Below are 18,070 nucleotides of genomic sequence, written 5' to 3'. Positions count from 1 at the left end.
ATTGGATAAGGCGCTTGACGCGTATTGCAAGCACCGTCGGCGCGATCCTTGGAGCTGTGGTGGTCTTCGCGGGCCAGGCAACAGCAAACCCAATTGCCAAGGAGCCATTTGAGATGGTGCGCGCGCTTCAAAGCGCACAGGAGCAGGTTGCTTCAGGCAGTGATTCAGCTGCGGCCATGCAGCGGACCTTGCTCGAAAAAATGGATGAGGCATTTCTGCAGTTACCGCCGGAAGCCTGGCAGGATCCGCGCAATGCCCGGGCATCGATCATTCATCTTCTGAGCGGCGGTAATCCGGAGGTTGTACGTCATTTGCTGACGTTGACCCCGGCGCCAGTCATCGACTTGAACTTGATGGAAGCGTCCTTGGCCTATGTTGAAGGCCGCGAAGAGGACATGCTGACCCGCCTTGCCGATGTGGACCCGCTGAATCTTCCGCCGAGCCTTGGTGGGCACATAGCTTTGGTAAAAGCGGTTCCCTACATCCAGACCGATCCGGTCCGGGCGATGGAGCTTTTGCAGATCGCGAGCCTCTTGATGCCAGGAACGCTGGTTGAGGAAGCTGCGCTTAGGCGGGAAGTTTTGGTCGCCGGTCTGGTCGGGGATATTGAACGCTTCCGGACGCTTTCGATCCGCTATCTGCGCCGGTATCGGGCTTCGGTCTATTCAGGTGATTTCCGGCGCCGGTTCGCCATTGCCCTCGACACGCTCGGTTTCGTGGAAGACCAGGACAAGTTTGATCTGCTTTATGGCGTGCTTGAAGAGTTCGAGGACGACAGCCGCCGGGGGCTGTACATGCGGCTTGCGCGCTCGGCCTTGTTGGGTGGAAACCTTCAGATCGCTTCTAAGGCGACCGATCAGGCTCAAATGCTGGCCATTGCAGGAACCGCGGAATACGAACTTTTGAAAATCTACCAGGTTGCGACCCGGCTGAACCGGGAAGCGGTCAAGCCCAACCGGGATCTCTTGTGGACGGTGAACAAGGCTGCGCTAACGCCGGAGGATCTGGATTTTTTGTATGCGGTGAACACCGTTCTGAATTCGATCCGCCATTTTCCGGATCCACCCGACAACTTCATTGGAGCCTTCAATTCGGGTGGAACACTTGGAACGCCCGCGGAACGTGAATGGCTCACGGCCGACATGGAACTGGCGGAGTTGTTGTTGCGCCGCACCGAAACACTGCTTGCGCAGGCTGGAGACGTAAAGAAATGACTGTAACACCGCATGCGATGATCCGCACGCCCTCCAAGGCTCCTGTCGGCGGAGACGGGAACCAGGGGGAGGGCGGCAAGAACACCGGAAAAGATGTCGCGGATCAGTTTCGTTCCATGATGTCGGATTTGAAGGCTGTCGATGGCAACGCAAAGGATGGCGACCGGCAAGCCGCAACCACTCAGGGAGTGGAGCAGACAGACACTCAGGCAGGCAAAGAAACCGCAGACGCTGTCAAATCAGATGCCGCTGGCAAGCAGGAACCGTCTTCCTTTAGCGTAGCCAATTTGACGGATGCCATCCGAAAGGCGTCCCAGACAGTCTTGGGTGCCCAACCCGCCGGAAAAGAAAGCGCTCAAGGGCAAGACGCTGCTGAAACCCAGTCTACTCAGCACTCCATGCCGGCTGCTGCCGCATTGCCTCTTGGAACCGTCCTTGCCACGCGTGCCGGGCAGGGGACGCCACAATCAGCGCAGGGCAATTTTCCAGGAACGGCATCGCAGAATACGGCAGGTCAGCAAACTATGTTGGCTCAGAATGCAGCAAACGGCGCACAGATTGCTGCTGGCGAAGCTGCAAAGACCGGGACATCATCGCTTTTCGCTCAGTTCGGTATCGAACCCGAACGTGTTGGCGAGGGGGCAACAGGTACGGCCGCAGCCCGCAATGCTTTGCCGGAAGAAGCCGCGGGAACGGTCAAGGTTCTGCGCCAGGAAACGCATTTTGCGCCGAACTTGCGGCTTTCACCTGCACAACAGGTGGGTGAGCAGATTGCAACTGCCCTCAAGGACATGCCGGTCGATACCGGACGTACTCAAGGTGGGCTGATCCACAAAGCCGAGGGGCCGGTTCTGAAGACTTTGGAAATCCAGCTGACCCCGCATGAACTTGGCACAGTCAAAGTCTCGCTTCGTATGGTCGGCGAGAATGTTGAAGTAACCTTGGTGACCAGTAAGGCACAGACAGCCGAGCTCTTGAAGCAAGATAGGCAACTGTTGGATCAGATGCTTCGGACCACAGGGTTTAAAGCCGATACGATCACGATCCAGGCCGCCGATGACCGTGCCACCGTGACCACCAACGTCTCCAACTCCAACTCCAGCTCCACGCAAGGTCAGCAAGGCACAAACGGTGGCGCGTTCGGGGACCAGCAGAACCAGAACGCACCCGGGAATGGCACCGGCGGCCGCGGCGAACAGACTGGTGGCAATGATGAAAGCAGTGCCTTCCCCGGTTTTGAACCGGCACGGGAGCAAAGCGATGAAGACGGCCCTGGCAACCGCATTTCTGACGGCATCTATATGTAGTGTCGCAGTCCTCCAACCGACCCCGGCATTCGCGGAAATTCAAAACGTCTGCGAACGCGAAATGGTTGCGGCATCACGCAAATATCAGGTCCCGCTTGGGATCCTCTACGCTGTGGGTCTGACCGAGACCGGTCGGCGCAACTCTCTTTATCCGCATGCCTTGAATATCGAAGGCAAATCGGTGTTTCCGCCGAGCCGGACAGCAGCGCGCCGGGATATTGAGGCGGCGCGCAAGAACGGCAAGAAGCTGATCGATATCGGCTGCATGCAGATCAATCATCATTACCATTCGGATCAGTTCCGTTCCGTGGATCACATGCTCGATCCGCGGGCAAACGTGCAATATGCCGCCCGGTTTTTGAAGGAGCTGCGTGGCCGCCAGGGCTCATGGACCATGGCGGTTGCCCGTTATCATGCCGGTCCAAACAATGATCCCGCCCAAAAACGCTATGTCTGCACGGTGATCCGCAACATGGTTGCATCGGGTTTTGGCAACTGGACCAAAAACTCCAAAGCATTCTGCGGCGCTTGAACGTCAAAATCCGTCGCCGCGTGCGTCCTGTGGTCCAGTTCGTGATCCCGATATTTAAAGTTTAAGATAAATAAGTTTCTGTAATAATTGATAAAACCGATCCTTGGCTACAGCTTCGCGCAAGCTGGATCGGTTTGACTGTCACCAGTTGAATTGGAAACTGGAGACATTCCATGGGTCTTTCTGGGATTATGCGCACCGGTGTGTCCGGCATGAACGCGCAATCGAGCAAGCTCGGCGCAGTCGCCGACAACATCGCGAACTCAAGCACCACCGGATATAAGCGGGCGGAAACCGAATTCGCGTCCCAGGTTCTCGCCCAAGGTGGTGGATCGTACAATTCCGGCGGCGTTCAAGCGCACACCAAATACGCCATTTCCGATCAGGGCTCCATGAGCTTCACGACCTCGAAGCTTGATCTGGCAGTTGACGGGAATGGGTTTTTCATTGTGTCCGACAGCACCGGAGCAGGCGCATCTCAAGCCCTGACGCGTGCAGGATCGTTTGTTCCCGACGGCCAGGGGTATCTCGTCAACACAGCCGGCATGTATCTGCAGGGCTATCCGATTACCAACGGCAATGCACCGTCCGTGGTCGCAAATGGTCTGGGCGGCCTGGAGCCGGTCAACATCACCCAAAATCAGCTCGAAGCAACTCCGACAAGCACGGCGACATTGCATGCCAACGTTGATGAAGATTCCGCAATTGTTGCGGCTGCCAACTTGCCGTCTGCAAACGCTGCTACTGCCGAGTACTCTCACAAGACATCCTTGGTCGTGTACGACAACCTCGGCAATGAAGTAACGTTGGATGTCTATTACACCAAGACGACGGACACACCGCCGACAACCGACTGGGAAGTGACCGTTTACAACGCGGCTGACAGGGATCCGGCCACGGGTGGTTTCCCTTATGGTGCTGCCAACATCGGGACAAGCACCATTCAGTTTGACACAACGACCGGTCAACGAACCGGCGCGGTGACCGCGGTCAACATCACGGTCCCGAATGGTGGCACCTATGACATTGACCTGACCAACTCCACCTACACCGATGCGGGATTCACTGTGACCAATGTGGATGCTGATGGGAACGCACCGAGCTCCGTTGAGAAGGTGGAATTCGGTGAAGACGGGACCTTGTACTCGATCTACACAAACGGCGACCGCCGGCCGATCTACAAGATCCCGCTCGCCGATGTGCCGAGCCCGGACAAGTTGGATCCGGTGTCCGGCAACATCTACCGGCCGTCAATTGATTCAGGCGATGTCCGGGTGGGTTTCCCGGGTGACGGCGGTCTTGGTGAACTGGCTGTTGGCGCGCTCGAAGGCTCCAACGTGGATCTCGCCAACGAACTCACATCGATGATCGAATCCCAGCGCACCTACACGGCCAATTCCCAGGTCTTCAAGGCCGGCTCCGATCTAATGCAGGAACTGGTGAACCTGGTCCGCTGATGCCGTTCAGCATTGAAACTTGAAAGTATTAAATCATGAGTTTGTCCGTCGCCCTGCAGGTGGCCCAGTCAGCGCTGGCTGCCCGTCAGACAGAATCTTCGGTGATCGCCCGTAACATTGCGGGCGCTCAGGAGCCGGGGTTTTCGAAAAAATCCGTGCAATTGAGCACGATGTACACCTCCTCCGGCCAAGCCGGTGGGTTGAAGGTCAACGGAATTGCTCGCCTTTCCGACAGTGCTTTGTATTCGTCACTTCTTTCATCAACGTCGGTTGGAACGTCTCAACAAACAGTTCTGGACGGAATGACGCGGCTTGCCGAAACAATCGGTGATACCGAGCTGGAAACGTCTCCTGCGGCAAAGCTCGGGCAGTTGAAACTGTCTTTGCAGAACTACGCGTCCGATCCGAACAACGTTGTCATGGCTCAAGATGCGCTGCTGAACGCCAAAAATATGGCTGACAGCCTCCGCTCGAGCACAGAACTGGTTCAAGATGTCCGGGCGACGGCGGACGCTGACATGGCGACGTCCGTACGCGAAATAAACTCGCTGCTCGGAAAGCTTGAAGACCTCAACTCTGTGATCGTGAAGGGCACACAAAGCGGAGCAGATGTTACCGATGCCCTGGATAGCCGGGACCAGGTTCTGTTGTCGTTGTCGGAAGAGATCGGCATCAGCACGCTCAGCCGGGCGAATGGGGATGTTGTGGTCTACACAGACAGTGGCGTTACGCTGTTTGAGACGACCGCGCGGTCGGTGACTTTCGCGCCTACCATCACCTATGATGCCAACACATCGGGAAATGCTGTCATCGTTGACGGCGTCCCGGTTGCAGGACCGGGCGCGGTCATGCCGATTTCTTCAGGTCGCCTGCATGGTTTGGCTGAACTTCGAGACGACACAGCTGTAACCTATCAAGACCAACTGGATGAAATCGCCCGAGGGCTGATTGAAGCTTTCCAGGAAGAAGATCAAACAACTCCTGGTGTTTTCCAGCAGGGGCTGTTTCTGGGGACCGGGACACCGATCCCACCAAGTACTGTGCCCAGCGGAATTGCAGCTGATATCAGAGTGAATCCAAACGCAGATCCGGATCAGGGCGGCAGCCTTGATGCCATCCGCGATGGCGGGTTGGCGGGCGCGGCCTTCAACTACAACCCGGCAGGCAATGCTGGGTTCTCCGACCGCCTCCAGGAACTTGTAACGGCGTTCGACACACCACGGACTTTCGCGTCCTCCGTCGAGCTTGATCCGGATGCCAGCCTATCCTCTTTCGCCGCATCGTCGGTGAGTTGGCTGGAGAGTGGCCGCAAGACCATGACCAGCAATGTTGAAATCCAGTCCGTCATTGTCGGGCGGACAGCGGAAAACCTCAACAACACCACAGGTGTCAACATTGATGAAGAGATGACGCTGCTGCTCGAAATCGAGCGGGCTTATTCGGCGGCATCCCGCCTGATCACTGCAGTTGATTCCATGCTCGACGATCTCTTGATGGCCACGAGGTAACAGCCATGAAAACCACCTTTATCTCAACCTTCACACTGGCAGATTCGTCGCGGCGTAACATCCTGAGCCAGTCCAATCTGGTCAACAAGCTTGGGGTCGAATTGTCGTCGGGCCGCAAATTTGATGTGGGTTTGGATCTCGGTACGCGAACGGGTGAGAGCGTAACGTTGCGTTCTCAATTCCAGTTCTTGCACGGGATCATGGATACCAACGCGCTGACGAAGTCCCGTCTGGACGTCAGTCAAGCGGCGATGGACGATATCCTCACCACAGCGCAAGACTTTCAAGCGACCCTTGTTGCGCTCAAGGAGAACCCGCAAAGCGCGAATATCATCAAGGCCGACGCCGAAGGCAAATTGGGATTGATGGTTTCACGCCTAAACACCCAGCTAAATGGTAGCTTTGTCTTTGCTGGGATCAACGCGGATGAATTGCCGTTTGCAGATTATTCTGATCCCGCTTCTCCGAACAAGATTGCCGCAGATGCTGCCTTTTTGGCGGAGTTCGGTTTCAATCAGGCTGATCCAAATGTCGCGACGATTACGCCGGCTGCAATGTCCGCATATCTCGGCGGTAACTTTGGCACGATGTTCCAGGATCCAGCCTGGGGCACCACTTGGTCGACAGCATCGGATACGCCGCTGGCAAGCCGGATTTCGGCAAGTGAAACGGTAAGTTCCTCCACCAGCGCCAATGAGCAGGCTTTTCGGGATTTGGCCAAGGCCTACACCATGATGTCCGATCTCGGCAATGAGACCCTGTCCGATGAAACTTTCAAGGTCGTGGTCGATGAAGCGATCGAAGCACTGAGCAAGGGTATTGGCGGTCTGACAACGGAGATGGGCAAGCTCGGCACCGTTCAGCAGCAGGTCGCTCAGGCAAATGAGCGTCTCACCGTTCAAACGAGCATATTGAACACCCGCATCAACGACCTGGAGCTCGTTGACAAGGAAGAGACGGCGGTTCGCCTCAACACGGCGCTGACCCAGCTTGAAACGACTTACTCCGTGACCGCGCGGATGCAGGGCTTGAGCCTCCTGAACTACATCTGATCCGGCAAGTGGCTCGCCACCTATTTCAACTGAGCACCAGAGAGGGGCCATGTACAATTTGTCTTACGCTGAGGTGATGGATGACCTTTGCAGTGATGAACGGCTTAACGAGCATGAGGCGATGTGCATCATCATCGGAAAGCTGACCACCGCACAGGAAAAAGGCATCCGTTCCCCGGAAGCGATCGATGCGCTTTTCTACACGCGCAGGGTCTGGGGGTTCTTCATGGAAAACCTCGCGGATGACGCCAATCAGCTGCCGGAAGAAATGCGGGCCAACCTGATATCGGTCGGTATCTGGGTGCTGAAAGAGGCGGAGGCTTTGCGTCAATGGGAGAAGGAAGACTTCTCCGACATCATTGAGATCAATTCCATCATCCGGGACAGTCTGGCGGGGTAAGCTCATGAAGATTGCGCTCAAATCAGGGGAACGCCTCTTTATCAATGGCGCGGTGATCCGCGCTGAACGCAAGACATCAATCGAGTTGATGAACGATGCCGTGTTCTTGTTAGAGTCTCATGTGCTTCAGCCAGAAGAGGCCACGACGCCGCTGAAGCAACTCTATTTCATCCTGCAGACGATGATCATGGATCCCGCGGCAGCGCCTGCGGCCAAGGATATGTTTCACGTCGTGCTGGCCTCAGTCTCAGGCGCTTTCTCAAGCGCAGAGGTCCTGGATAAGCTGGATGAGGTCGGTCAACTGGCCCGCAAGGACCGTTGGTTTGAAGCCATGAAAACAGTGCGTGCACTGTACCCCTTGGAAGCCCGTCTCATGGCTGCAGACCATAGGGCCAGGCAGGAGGAAGAAAAAGCCTCAGGGTTTTCTGCCAGGCAACCTGCGTACTCTGAACCCCACCTTGAACTGGTATAAGGACACCTGCCATGACAAGCGTAAATCCGGTCGCATCGGCGGCCGCCGCGAACGAAGCCGGCGGCGCTAGAGCTGCTCAGGAGCAGTTGACCGTTGATTACAATGCGTTTCTTCAATTGATGATGACGCAAATGAAGAACCAGGACCCAACCAAGCCGATGGACGCGTCAGAGCAGCTGTCGCAATTGGCGACCTTCTCGCAAGTCGAGCAGGCGATCCAGACCAATTCCAAGCTGGAGACAATGCTGACCAACATGTCCTTCGGCCAGGTTGATGATCTGATCGGCCGGACGGTCACGGACAGCAACGGAACAACCGGAATGGTTGAGAAAGTCGAAATCTATTCCGACGGAACCATTCTCGGCCTTGATAACGGCAAAGGCGTGCTGCTTGGACCTGGTATTTCCATCTCCTAGAGGCTGTAGGTTGCCATGAATGAAGTTGACGCCCTGGATTTGGTCCGGACCGCGATCTGGACGATTCTCATCGGATCGGCACCTGCGATCATTCCTGCAATGATCGTTGGGATCGTAATTGCGCTCTTGCAAGCCCTTACACAAGTTCAGGAAATCACTCTGACCTTCATTCCAAAGATTGTCGCCATTCTGGTGATGATCGTGATTGCAGGGCCGTTCATTGGCGGCCAAATGTATGCCTTGACCACGGTGATTTATAGCCGGATTGAAAACGGTTTCTGATCGCTAGCAACTGCGGAAACCTAGAGACGTCATCAGCGCATCCAGACATGAGGCGGTGGGCAGGTCATTCGACCGGCCGCCGCCTTCTGCTTTTTCGGTGCCTGACCGCGTGATCGCCGGTTGAAAAAAGCCTCGCGCAAGTTTGAGCAGCGATTTTGCCATCAGCTGACACGCGCAAGAGAGCAGGCATGACAGACACATCCATCACTTCCAGCGTCAACGGGGCTCCGGAAAGCCGCCGCGATGTTGGGTTCGCGTTCGGGATCGTGGTGATCCTCGCGGTTCTGTTTCTTCCCATCCCGACCTTTTTGATCGACGTTGGTCTCGCCATGTCGATCGCCTTGTCTGTTCTGATCCTCATGGTTGCCTTGTGGATCCAGAAACCTCTCGATTTTTCGTCCTTCCCGACGATCCTTCTGATCGCCACGATGCTGCGCCTGTCGTTGAACATCGCGACAACCCGCGTGATTCTCGCAAATGGCCACGAGGGTGTTAACGCGGCCGGCTTTGTCATCAGCGGCTTCTCGCAGTTCGTTATGAGCGGCGATTTTGTGATCGGTCTGATTGTCTTTGCGATCCTGATCACTGTGAACTTCATGGTGATCACCAAAGGCGCAACAAGGATCGCGGAAGTGGGTGCGCGATTCACCCTGGATGCGATCCCGGGCAAGCAGATGGCGATCGACGCTGATCTGTCCGCCGGTCTCATCGACGACAAAGAAGCCCAGCGCCGGCGGAAGGAACTGGAAGAGGAAAGCTCCTTCTTCGGATCAATGGATGGTGCTTCGAAGTTCGTCCGCGGCGATGCCATCGCCGGCCTGATCATTACGGCCGTCAACATTCTCGGCGGCATCGTCATCGGTGTCACCCGCTATGACATGTCGGTCTCTGACGCGGCTGATGTCTTTACCAAACTGTCCGTCGGGGATGGTCTTGTTTCCCAAATCCCTGCACTGATTGTCTCGCTCGCTGCCGGTCTCTTGGTTTCCAAGGGCGGAACACGTGGGTCAGCCGACAAGGCGGTCCTTGATCAGTTGAGTGGTTATCCGAGAGCGTTGTTCGTGGCGGCCGTTTTGATGGGTGTCTTTGCGCTTATGCCGGGCCTTCCAATGCTGCCGTTCTTTATGCTTGCGGCGATCCTCGGGTTTATTGGCTACTCGATCCCGAAACGCCAAGCTGCGCGGCAGGCAACGGAAGACAAAAAACGTGCCGATGCCGAGCGCCAGGCGAAGGAAGAGGCGAAGGACTCGGTCAAGGAATCTCTGAAGACCGCCGAGATCGAGCTGGTGCTTGGCAAACAGCTTTCAGCCGAGCTGGTGGTCAACCATGGCGAGTTGTCCCGCCGGGTTGCCAAAATGCGCCGCAAGTTTGCCGAACAATATGGTTTCGTAGTCCCAGAGATCCGTGTATCGGACAGCCTGACGATCGATCCGAAAAGCTATCAAATCAAGATCCACGGCACGATCGTGGCGTCCCAGCAAATCAAGGTCGGCGAGCTTCTGGTCATCCCTAATGGTGACGAGCGATTGCCGGTGCCGGGCGATGAGACCCGCGAACCCGCATTTGGCATGCCCGCCATCTGGGTGCCCAACGCCTACCGGGATGAAGTGCGGCGTCACGGTCTGGAACCGGCAGAGAACAACACGGTGGTGCTGACACACCTTAGTGAGGTGATCCGCAACAACCTGCCGCAACTCTTGTCCTACAAGGACATGCGCAACCTCTTCAACCGGCTGGATCCTGAGTACCAGAAACTGCTGGACGACATCTGCCCGGCCCACACGTCCTTCTCCGGCCTGCAAGCCGTGATGAAGCTGCTCCTGGCTGAACGGATTTCCATCCGGAACCTCAACCTCATTCTGGAAGCGGTTGCCGAAATCGTGCCGCATGTCAGACGGTCTGAACAGGTTGTGGAGCACGTGCGCATGCGCATCGCACAGCAGATTTGCGGCGATCTCGCTGAAGGCGGCCCTCTGCAAGTGTTGCGGCTCGGCAATCGTTGGGATCTTGCCTTCCACAATGCGCTCAAGCGCGATGCCAAAGGTGAAGTGGTGGAGTTCGATATTGAACCTCAACTGGTGGAAGACTTCGGCACGCAAATGTCCGAGGCCGTGAAGAAACACATGAAGAGCGGTCAGAGGTTTGCCATTGTCGCCGCGCCGGATGCCCGTCCTTATGTGCGCATGATCGTGGAACGCATGTTCCCGACTCTTCCGGTGCTCTCGCATCTCGAGATTGCCCGCGGTGTTGATGTGACCGCGCTAGGAACGGTGTCGTGATCTCCGGAGGTCTGCTGTTCAGCACCTACGGCTCATCTCTGGTCCTGGCAACGTTTCTTCTGTTTTGCCGGATCGGAGCCTGCCTGATGGTCATTCCGGGTTTCGGCAGCAACCGGATCCCGATGCGGGTCCGGCTGTTTATCGCCCTTGCCATCTCCCTGGCATTGTCGCCGCTGCTGGTGCCGGACATTCAGCAGGCGTTGCCGGATGAAGCGCTTGGTACTGTCTCTTTCTTCATTGGGGCGGAGCTTCTAACCGGCTTGTTTATTGGGTTTCTCGGGCGGATTTTCATTTCAGCCCTTGAAACACTGACAACATTGGTTTCCATGGCGATCGGCTTGTCTAACATGCCTGGCATGCCGATCGATGGTGTTGACGCGCTTCCGCCGGTCGCAAATCTCTTCACGCTGACCGCAACAGCCATGATTTTCATTGCCGATCAGCATTGGGAAATCCTGCGTGGTCTTGTGCAGTCTTACGAAGTCATTCCGCCTGGGCGGCCTTTGGCTGCGATGGCAAGCCTGGAGCAGTTTGCAGAGCAGCTGGCGCGAACATTTGTCCTGGCGCTTCGGGTGGTCAGCCCGTTTGTCGTCTACACGATCGTCGTGAACCTCGCCGTCGGGCTGATCAACAAACTGACACCGCAAATCCCGGTCTACTTCATTTCACTGCCGTTCGTGATCGCGGGCGGCCTCTACTTCCTTTACCTCGTCGCGGCCGAAGCAATCATGATCTTCCTCGACGGGTATTTCACCTGGCTTCAATTGGGTTAGCGCACATGGCACGAAACAGTCGTGAAATCGAACGCATGTTCAAGATGCAAGAGCAGATCTTGAAACTGTCGTCCTGGATCCTTCAGGATCTTGATTCACAGGCCCACAAACTGAATGAAAAGGAACGCCGGATCCTGCTGGCGCTCTCAAACGGTGATCTCGCGCAACATGACAGGTTCATCGCCAATGCCGCAGAGCGCCTGCGCCGCATCATTGAGGAAATGGCCCGCATCACTGCTGCCAGGGAAAAGGTAAACGCCGAATTCGAACGCCAGCGGCACATGCTCAAAACCATGTCGGAACGATTGGCTGTCATGCGCGGTGAAGAACAGCGCGCAAACGACGAACGGGAGCTGCAGGAGTATCTGGACCGCCGGTATGGCTGACGGGCTGCCAACCGGGCAGGGCGCAAGCCTGCCACAAGCTCCGCCAACTAAACCAAATAACATGATTTATGGCGGGGTTTCCGCAAAACAGGGAGATCGGCGATGGCCATTTCGCCTCCTTCAGATCTGATCCTAGACGTCGCCAAAGCAGCAGATCCGACGGAAATTCGCGAGGCGTCGAACCGTTTGAAGTCCATCGCGGCTTCCGGCGACGGTTCCGGCTTCAGTCTCGCCTTTGATAGCGCACGCTCCGGTGCCCCAGCGGGGACAAGCTTCGACATGTTCCGCTCCGGCAGTGCCGACGCCGGTGCGTCGCAAAAATCACCGGCGGAAAAATTCGAGGCGATGATCCTTACCCAATTCGTCGAAACCATGTTGCCCAAGGATGCGGAGATGGTTTTCGGCAAAGGAACAACCGGCGAGATCTGGAAGTCGATGCTGGCTGAGCAAGTCGCCGGGCAGCTGGCGGCAAGCGGCGGCATTGGTGTCGCCGATCTGATCTCAGATACATTGAAACAAGGAGCAAAAGTCTGATGGATGCCGGACAGGATCTTGTCGTGCAAAGCCCAGTGGTGAACCCGGCCGTATCCGGACCCCTGGTCATTGCGATTGACCGCGCCATAGAGGTCGTGGAAGCGGAGACACAGGCGCTGCGCGCCAATCCGACCACCGATCTCAAACCGTTTGAGTATCGGAAGAGCCAGGCACTTCTGGATCTTACCCGCGCGCGGTCCCTTGTTCCGCCGTCAGCTTACACTGAAGACGTCAAGGACCGTCTGGTGGAATTCAAAGATGTTCTCAAGGAAAACGTCGACCTTCTGACGCTTCACATGAATGCCGTCTCCGAGGTCGTAAAAATGATGTCGCGCACTATGCTCGACCAGGAGTCCGACGGGACCTATGCTGCGCCGTTCCCGGAGCCCGCGCGATGATAAAGATGCTCGTGGCCGGTGTTTGGATGTCGATTGCGATGCTGATCTCGGGGTATGGAACAGCCAAGTTCATCGCGGCTCAAAACCAGACCAGCAATCAGGAAGAAACCGCGTATGTCGGCCTCGACTACGAGACGTTGAAACCGGTCAATGTGCCGATCCTGTTTGAAGGCGCCTTGCAGGGCTATGTGGTGGCCAAATTGGTGTTCACCGCCGACGGTGACACCTTGCGCAAGCTGCCAGTTCCGCCGCATCCGTTTCTGGTCGATGAGGCATTCAGGGCACTTTATGCTGATGAGACCCTCGATTTCCGGAACCTGGAACGCTACGACCTGGACGGTCTCACGGAGCATCTAAAAACGGTGACCAACCAGCGCATTGGCCAAAAGGTCGTGCAGGATGTTCTCGTTGAGGAGTTCAACTATTTCGACAAAGCGGACGTCCTGAGCCACTGACAGCTGAGCGTCCGGCTTGCCGCCCAATCTCTATGCCGCCTCCCTGGCAGTCTCACCGGTGCCTGTTTTCGAACAGGCGCCGGTTTTTTTGTCCCTAATCCAATGACTTTCCAAGACGGCCGGCAAGATCCTGAATGAACTGATATGCAACGCGGCCGGAGCGGCTGCCGCGGGTTGTGGACCATTCCAGCGCTTCTGCGCGCAGGGTCTCTTCAACGACATCAAGGCCATAGTGGGATGCATAGCCGCGGACCATGTCCAGGTAGTCGTCCTGGCTGCATTTGTGGAAGCCCAGCCACAGGCCGAAACGGTCGGACAGCGATACTTTTTCCTCTACCGCCTCGGACGGATTGATGGCGGTCGACCGTTCGTTTTCCATCATGTCGCGCGGAAGGAGATGCCGGCGGTTCGAGGTGGCATAAAAGAGGACGTTCTCAGGCCGTCCTTCAATGCCGCCTTCAAGGACCGCTTTCAGCGATTTGTAGGACGTATCGTCATGGTCAAAGCTGAGATCATCGCAAAAGACGATGAACCGGTAAGGCGCCGGGCGGATCTGGGCCATCAGCTTGGGCAGCGATTCGATGTCTTCACGGTGGATTTCGATCAGTTTGAGCGTGCTGGAGCCAAGTTCTGTGTTCACGGCAGCTTGGGCTGCTTTCACCAGAGATGATTTCCCCATGCCACGTGCGCCCCACAGCAACGCATTGTTTGCCGGCAGGCCTTTGGCAAAGCGGCGGGTGTTGTCGAGCAGAAGATCGCGAACATGTGAAACGGCGCAGAGCAAGGTGATATCCACCCGGTTGACCCTGGCGACCGGTATCAGTTCGCCGGGATTGGGCGACCAGACAAAGGCATCGGCTGCTTCAAAATCGGCCGGAACTGGCGCGGCCGGGACCGCCCGGGAAATCAGATCGATCAGGGAATCGAGCTTTTCATTCAATGCGGCAATGTCACTCGGCGCGCTCATGATGTCTTGCAACCCTTACAAAAAAGGCCCACGTGGGGGCGGGAAACCATGCGGCGGAGCAGTATCATGACGGGCAGGGAGCGCAAATGGCACTTATTCCCATTCCGGTACGCAGCTATTTGCCGGTTATGCTTGAAAAGAAGCGCGCCAACGTTATAGTCCGCGCCACCAGAATTGAGCGTTTTGCCAAGGGCCGGAAGACTGCCTGCGGCAAAGAAAAAGCGCCCCTTAGGAGAGTTGAATGTTGATCACCCCAGCCTACGCGCAAGGTGCCGGAGCCGCCGGACCTGATTTTCTTATGTCCATGCTGCCGTTCGTGGCAATCTTTGCGATCATGTACTTCCTGATCATCCGTCCGCAGCGCCAGCGCATGAAGCAGCATCAGGAAATGGTATCCAACCTGCGCCGCGGTGACACGGTCGTGACAACCGGCGGTTTGATCGGCAAAGTCTCCAAGGTCGTTGATGATGGGGAAATCCAGGTGGAGCTGTCCGAAGGCGTGAAGGTCCGCGTCGTCCGCTCCATGGTTCAGGAAGTCCGTTCCAAGACCGAACCGGTTAAAGAAGGCGCTTAAGCCTAACACTGCCAAGACCAGTATTGATGGGCCGAAGGTGTTTCGGCCCGTCCGCTTTTAAGGCTAGACCATGCTCTATTTCGCACGCTGGAAAATTGCGCTGATCGTCCTCGTTGTTGCCGCTGGCATCGTGACGACTCTGCCGAATTTCTTTTCTGCAAAAACTCTCGAAAGCTGGCCGGATTTCCTGCCGAAGAACCAGATGGTTCTGGGTCTCGATCTCCAGGGCGGTGCTTATCTGCTCTATGAAATCGATCAACAGGACTACATCGAAAAGCGCATGAAGGCGCTTGTCGGCGATATCCGTGCGGCGCTCCGTGAAAACCCGCGCATCGGGTACACCGGCCTAGGTGTTCAGGGCGATGCCGCGCAGGTTCGGATTCGCGACTTGACCCGCTTGGCTGAAGCCGAGGAACGCTTGGAGCCGTTGGTCAATCCGCTTGTGTCCAACGTTTTCAGCGGCCAGCAGGTGGATGAATTTGAGTTGTCGGTCAGCGATGACGGTCTGGTGCGCTTTACGTATTCAGAGCAAGGTCTTGCCGACCGGATGACGAACATTGTTCAGCAATCCATCGAGGTTATCCGCCGCCGTGTTGACGAACTCGGCACGACCGAGCCGAACATCCAGCGTCAGGGGACGGACCGTATTCTTGTGGAGGCACCGGGTGAAGACGATCCGGAGCGCCTCAAGGATCTCGTCGGTCAGACGGCCCAGCTGACGTTCCACATGGTCGATACATCCATGACTGGCGATCAGGCCATGCAGAGCCGCCCGCCGGTTGGAACCGTGGTCATGATGTCGGTTGACGATCCGCCACTTCCGTATCTTCTGGAAGAAACGCCGCTTCTTGCCGGTGAAGATCTCGTGGATGCGCAGGTCAGCTTTGATCAGCGGTCCAATGAGCCGGTCGTGAACTTCCGCTTCAACACCTCCGGTGCCCGGAAATTCGCAACCGTGACCCAGCAAAATGTCGGTCGTCCGTTTGCCATCGTGCTCGACGAGGAAGTCATTTCCGCGCCGGTCATCCGCGAGCCGATCACAGGCGGTTCCGGTCAGATTTCCGGAAACTTCACCGTTGAAGGCGCAAACGACCTTGCAGTGTTGCTGCGCGCAGGTGCGCTTCCGGCAAAGCTGACCGTGATCGAAGAACGGTCCATCGGTCCGGGCCTTGGCGCGGACTCCATTGAAGCTGGTAAAATGGCCTCGATTATCGCAGGCGCGCTTGTGATCATCTTTATGATCCTCGCCTATGGCCGCTTCGGTGTGATTGCGGATGTTGCACTTGTTGGGAATATGTTCCTAATTTTCGGCGCGCTCACGTTCCTGCAGGCAACGCTTACGTTGCCGGGGATTGCGGGTATCGTGTTGACGATTGGTATGGCGGTCGACGCCAACGTTCTGATTTTTGAGCGCATCCGCGAAGAGGCCCGGGCAGGGCGGTCGGCCATCACGGCAATCGACGCGGGTTACAAGCGGGCGCTTGGAACCATTTTGGATGCCAACATCACGACGCTGATCGCAGCTGTCATCCTGTTCCAGCTTGGCTCTGGGCCGGTGCGCGGCTTCGCGGTGACCCTGGCGATCGGGATTTTCACCACGGTCTTCTCCGCCTTCACGTTCAGCCGGTTGATGGTGGCCCTATGGGTCCGCTATCGCCGTCCGTCCGTCTTGCCGATTTGATCCGGGAGTAAACAAAAATGTTGCTGAGACTCGTTCCGGACAACACGAAATTCAAATTCATGTGGCTGCGGAAGATCAGTTTTCCGCTGTCCATCGTCCTTGTCGTTGCATCGCTTGCCGGTTTCTTCACTGTCGGCATGAACTACGGCATTGACTTCAAGGGCGGTACGATCATCGAGATCAAAACAGACGGCCCTGCCGATATCGGCTTTATCCGGTCTGAGTTGTCCAGCTTGCAGCTGGGTGATATTCAGGTCCAGGAATTCGGTGCGCCGGATGACATCCTGATCCGTATCGAAGAACAGCCGGGCGGCGAACTGGCCCAGCAGGCCGTTGTCGCAAAGGTGCGCACGATCTTTGCAGACGACAATGTCGACTTCCGCCGGGTGGAAGTGGTCGGACCGCGGGTTTCCAGTGAACTGGCGCGGGCCGGGGCGATTGCGGTGGCAGCATCCCTTCTCGCGATCATGTTCTACATCTGGTTCCGCTTCGAGTGGCACTTTGCCGTCGGCGCGATCCTGACAACTGCCAACGACGTTGTGGTCACCATTGGCTTGTTTGTGCTGCTGCAGCTCGACTTCTCGCTTTCGAGTATTGCAGCGGTCCTGACGATCATCGGTTACTCGCTCAACGATACCGTGGTGGTCTATGACCGCATTCGGGAGAACTTGCGCAAATACAAGAAACGCCCGTTGACCGAGATCCTCGACCAATCGATTAACGAGACTTTGTCGCGGACGACTATGACCTCTGTCACAACATTGTTGGCGCTTCTCGCGCTCTACATCTTCGGCGGGGAAGTGATCCAGTCGTTCACGTTGGCGATGATCTTCGGCATTGTGATCGGGACCTATTCGTCGATCTTCCTGGCCGCGCCGTTCCTGATCCTTTTGAACCTGCGTCCGGACGCCCTGTCGTCCAAGGATGACGACGGCGGGAAAGGTGAAGGCACGGAGGCGACAGCCTGATCGTGAAGGGTCTCGAAATCCGCGATGCCCATTTTCCGGGCCGGGCCCCGCTGGACGCTTATGGCGACGGCGGGTTCCGGTTTGCGGAAATGTCTCATCGCGGCTCTCTCTTGTGCGTGCCGAGCGGGATCTATGGCTGGAACTTGACAACACCGTCTGAGTTCAGCCTCGAGGCTTTCGAGCGGGTCTTCGAAGAACAGCCCGATATCGAGGTTCTGCTGGTCGGGACCGGACCGGATCTGATGCCGCTCACTGCGGATCTCAAGGCCGCGTTCCGCAAAGCAGGCATTCTCGCCGATCCGATGTCGACCGGCGCAGCTGTTCGGACATTCAATGTCCTCCTGTCCGAAGGACGCGCTGTTGCTGCGGCTCTTTTGGCGGTGGACTAAACCCCCTCTCAATTCCATATGAGCCC

21 protein-coding genes are annotated in these 18,070 nt (G+C 56.7%); 20 read left to right on the top strand and 1 reads right to left on the bottom strand.

The window, feature by feature from the left end; genetic code table 11:
* The first annotated feature begins 14 nt into the window (after positions 1-14).
* From ACVDG4_RS03980 to ACVDG4_RS03905, 16 genes are all read left to right on the top strand, one after another.
* Entirely contained in the window at positions 15-1,214 is a 1,200-nt protein-coding gene (locus ACVDG4_RS03980) for a MotC family chemotaxis protein (RefSeq protein ID WP_447234096.1), read from the top strand.
* Positions 1,211-2,521: a flagellar hook-length control protein FliK gene (fliK, locus tag ACVDG4_RS03975; protein WP_447234095.1), complete on the top strand. Its 1,311-nt coding sequence runs from the start codon at positions 1,211-1,213 to the stop codon at positions 2,519-2,521. Before ACVDG4_RS03980 ends, fliK begins: the two co-directional genes overlap by 4 nt.
* The gene (locus tag ACVDG4_RS03970) at positions 2,487-3,053 is read left to right on the top strand and encodes a transglycosylase SLT domain-containing protein (RefSeq protein WP_447235082.1); all 567 of its coding nucleotides are present in this window, start codon (positions 2,487-2,489) and stop codon (positions 3,051-3,053) included. The genes fliK and ACVDG4_RS03970 overlap by 35 nt, the downstream gene beginning before the upstream one ends.
* Positions 3,054-3,226: 173 nt before the next feature.
* Positions 3,227-4,510 carry a flagellar hook protein FlgE gene (locus ACVDG4_RS03965; protein WP_447234094.1) on the top strand — a complete coding sequence of 428 codons (1,284 nt, stop codon included), beginning with the start codon at positions 3,227-3,229 and terminating at the stop codon, positions 4,508-4,510.
* A 35-nt stretch (positions 4,511-4,545) separates the two neighbouring features.
* Positions 4,546-6,018: a flagellar hook-associated protein FlgK gene (flgK, locus tag ACVDG4_RS03960; RefSeq protein WP_447234093.1), complete on the top strand. Its 1,473-nt coding sequence runs from the start codon at positions 4,546-4,548 to the stop codon at positions 6,016-6,018.
* Between the two features lie 5 nt (positions 6,019-6,023).
* Positions 6,024-7,070, top strand: a complete 1,047-nt coding sequence (locus tag ACVDG4_RS03955; protein WP_447234092.1) for a flagellar hook-associated family protein — start codon at positions 6,024-6,026, stop codon at positions 7,068-7,070.
* Between the two features lie 49 nt (positions 7,071-7,119).
* A complete protein-coding gene (gene flaF, locus ACVDG4_RS03950; protein ID WP_133949868.1) occupies positions 7,120-7,470 on the top strand; it encodes a flagellar biosynthesis regulator FlaF in 351 nt (116 codons plus the stop codon).
* Between the two features lie 4 nt (positions 7,471-7,474).
* Positions 7,475-7,942, top strand: a complete 468-nt coding sequence (gene flbT / locus ACVDG4_RS03945; protein WP_428525748.1) for a flagellar biosynthesis repressor FlbT — start codon at positions 7,475-7,477, stop codon at positions 7,940-7,942.
* Between the two features lie 11 nt (positions 7,943-7,953).
* Entirely contained in the window at positions 7,954-8,358 is a 405-nt protein-coding gene (gene flgD / locus ACVDG4_RS03940) for a flagellar hook assembly protein FlgD (protein ID WP_447234091.1), read from the top strand.
* A 15-nt stretch (positions 8,359-8,373) separates the two neighbouring features.
* Positions 8,374-8,640: a flagellar biosynthesis protein FliQ gene (fliQ, locus tag ACVDG4_RS03935; RefSeq protein WP_133949862.1), complete on the top strand. Its 267-nt coding sequence runs from the start codon at positions 8,374-8,376 to the stop codon at positions 8,638-8,640.
* Positions 8,641-8,828: 188 nt separating this feature from the next.
* A complete protein-coding gene (flhA, locus tag ACVDG4_RS03930) occupies positions 8,829-10,919 on the top strand; it encodes a flagellar biosynthesis protein FlhA (protein WP_133949860.1) in 2,091 nt (696 codons plus the stop codon).
* Positions 10,916-11,692 (top strand): flagellar biosynthesis protein FliR, encoded by a 777-nt coding sequence (fliR, locus tag ACVDG4_RS03925; protein ID WP_447234090.1) that lies wholly within the window; start codon positions 10,916-10,918, stop codon positions 11,690-11,692. The genes flhA and fliR overlap by 4 nt, the downstream gene beginning before the upstream one ends.
* A gap of 5 nt (positions 11,693-11,697) precedes the next feature.
* Positions 11,698-12,078: a hypothetical protein gene (locus ACVDG4_RS03920; RefSeq protein WP_008196338.1), complete on the top strand. Its 381-nt coding sequence runs from the start codon at positions 11,698-11,700 to the stop codon at positions 12,076-12,078.
* Positions 12,079-12,180: 102 nt separating this feature from the next.
* Positions 12,181-12,612, top strand: coding sequence for a rod-binding protein (locus ACVDG4_RS03915; RefSeq protein ID WP_306147114.1), 432 nt, complete (start codon positions 12,181-12,183; stop codon positions 12,610-12,612).
* Positions 12,612-13,010 (top strand): hypothetical protein, encoded by a 399-nt coding sequence (locus ACVDG4_RS03910; protein WP_447234089.1) that lies wholly within the window; start codon positions 12,612-12,614, stop codon positions 13,008-13,010. The genes ACVDG4_RS03915 and ACVDG4_RS03910 overlap by 1 nt, the downstream gene beginning before the upstream one ends.
* Complete coding sequence (locus ACVDG4_RS03905) at positions 13,007-13,465, top strand: hypothetical protein (RefSeq protein WP_133949852.1); 459 nt, start codon at positions 13,007-13,009, stop codon at positions 13,463-13,465. The genes ACVDG4_RS03910 and ACVDG4_RS03905 overlap by 4 nt, the downstream gene beginning before the upstream one ends.
* A 94-nt stretch (positions 13,466-13,559) precedes the next feature.
* Here the strand turns inward: ACVDG4_RS03905 and ACVDG4_RS03900 are convergent, their stop codons facing one another.
* Complete coding sequence (locus ACVDG4_RS03900) at positions 13,560-14,432, bottom strand: ATP-binding protein (protein ID WP_447234088.1); 873 nt, start codon at positions 14,430-14,432, stop codon at positions 13,560-13,562.
* A 241-nt stretch (positions 14,433-14,673) separates the two neighbouring features.
* On the opposite strand from ACVDG4_RS03900, the gene yajC reads away from it, so the two are divergent.
* The 4 genes from yajC (at position 14,674) to ACVDG4_RS03880 (ending at position 18,044) form a co-directional block, all read left to right on the top strand.
* Positions 14,674-15,006: a preprotein translocase subunit YajC gene (gene yajC / locus ACVDG4_RS03895; RefSeq protein ID WP_133949848.1), complete on the top strand. Its 333-nt coding sequence runs from the start codon at positions 14,674-14,676 to the stop codon at positions 15,004-15,006.
* Between the two features lie 70 nt (positions 15,007-15,076).
* A complete protein-coding gene (gene secD, locus ACVDG4_RS03890; protein WP_286190220.1) occupies positions 15,077-16,687 on the top strand; it encodes a protein translocase subunit SecD in 1,611 nt (536 codons plus the stop codon).
* 17 nt (positions 16,688-16,704) lie between these two features.
* Positions 16,705-17,655: a protein translocase subunit SecF gene (secF, locus tag ACVDG4_RS03885; protein ID WP_447234087.1), complete on the top strand. Its 951-nt coding sequence runs from the start codon at positions 16,705-16,707 to the stop codon at positions 17,653-17,655.
* On the top strand, positions 17,655-18,044 hold the full coding sequence (locus tag ACVDG4_RS03880) for an Mth938-like domain-containing protein (RefSeq protein WP_447235081.1): 390 nt from the start codon (positions 17,655-17,657) through the stop codon (positions 18,042-18,044). The genes secF and ACVDG4_RS03880 overlap by 1 nt, the downstream gene beginning before the upstream one ends.
* Positions 18,045-18,070 lie beyond the last annotated feature (26 nt).

The organism is Roseibium sp. MB-4, assembly GCF_053005265.1.
Note: the sequence above shows the minus strand (reverse complement) of the source record. Positions and strands in the feature narration are given on the sequence as shown.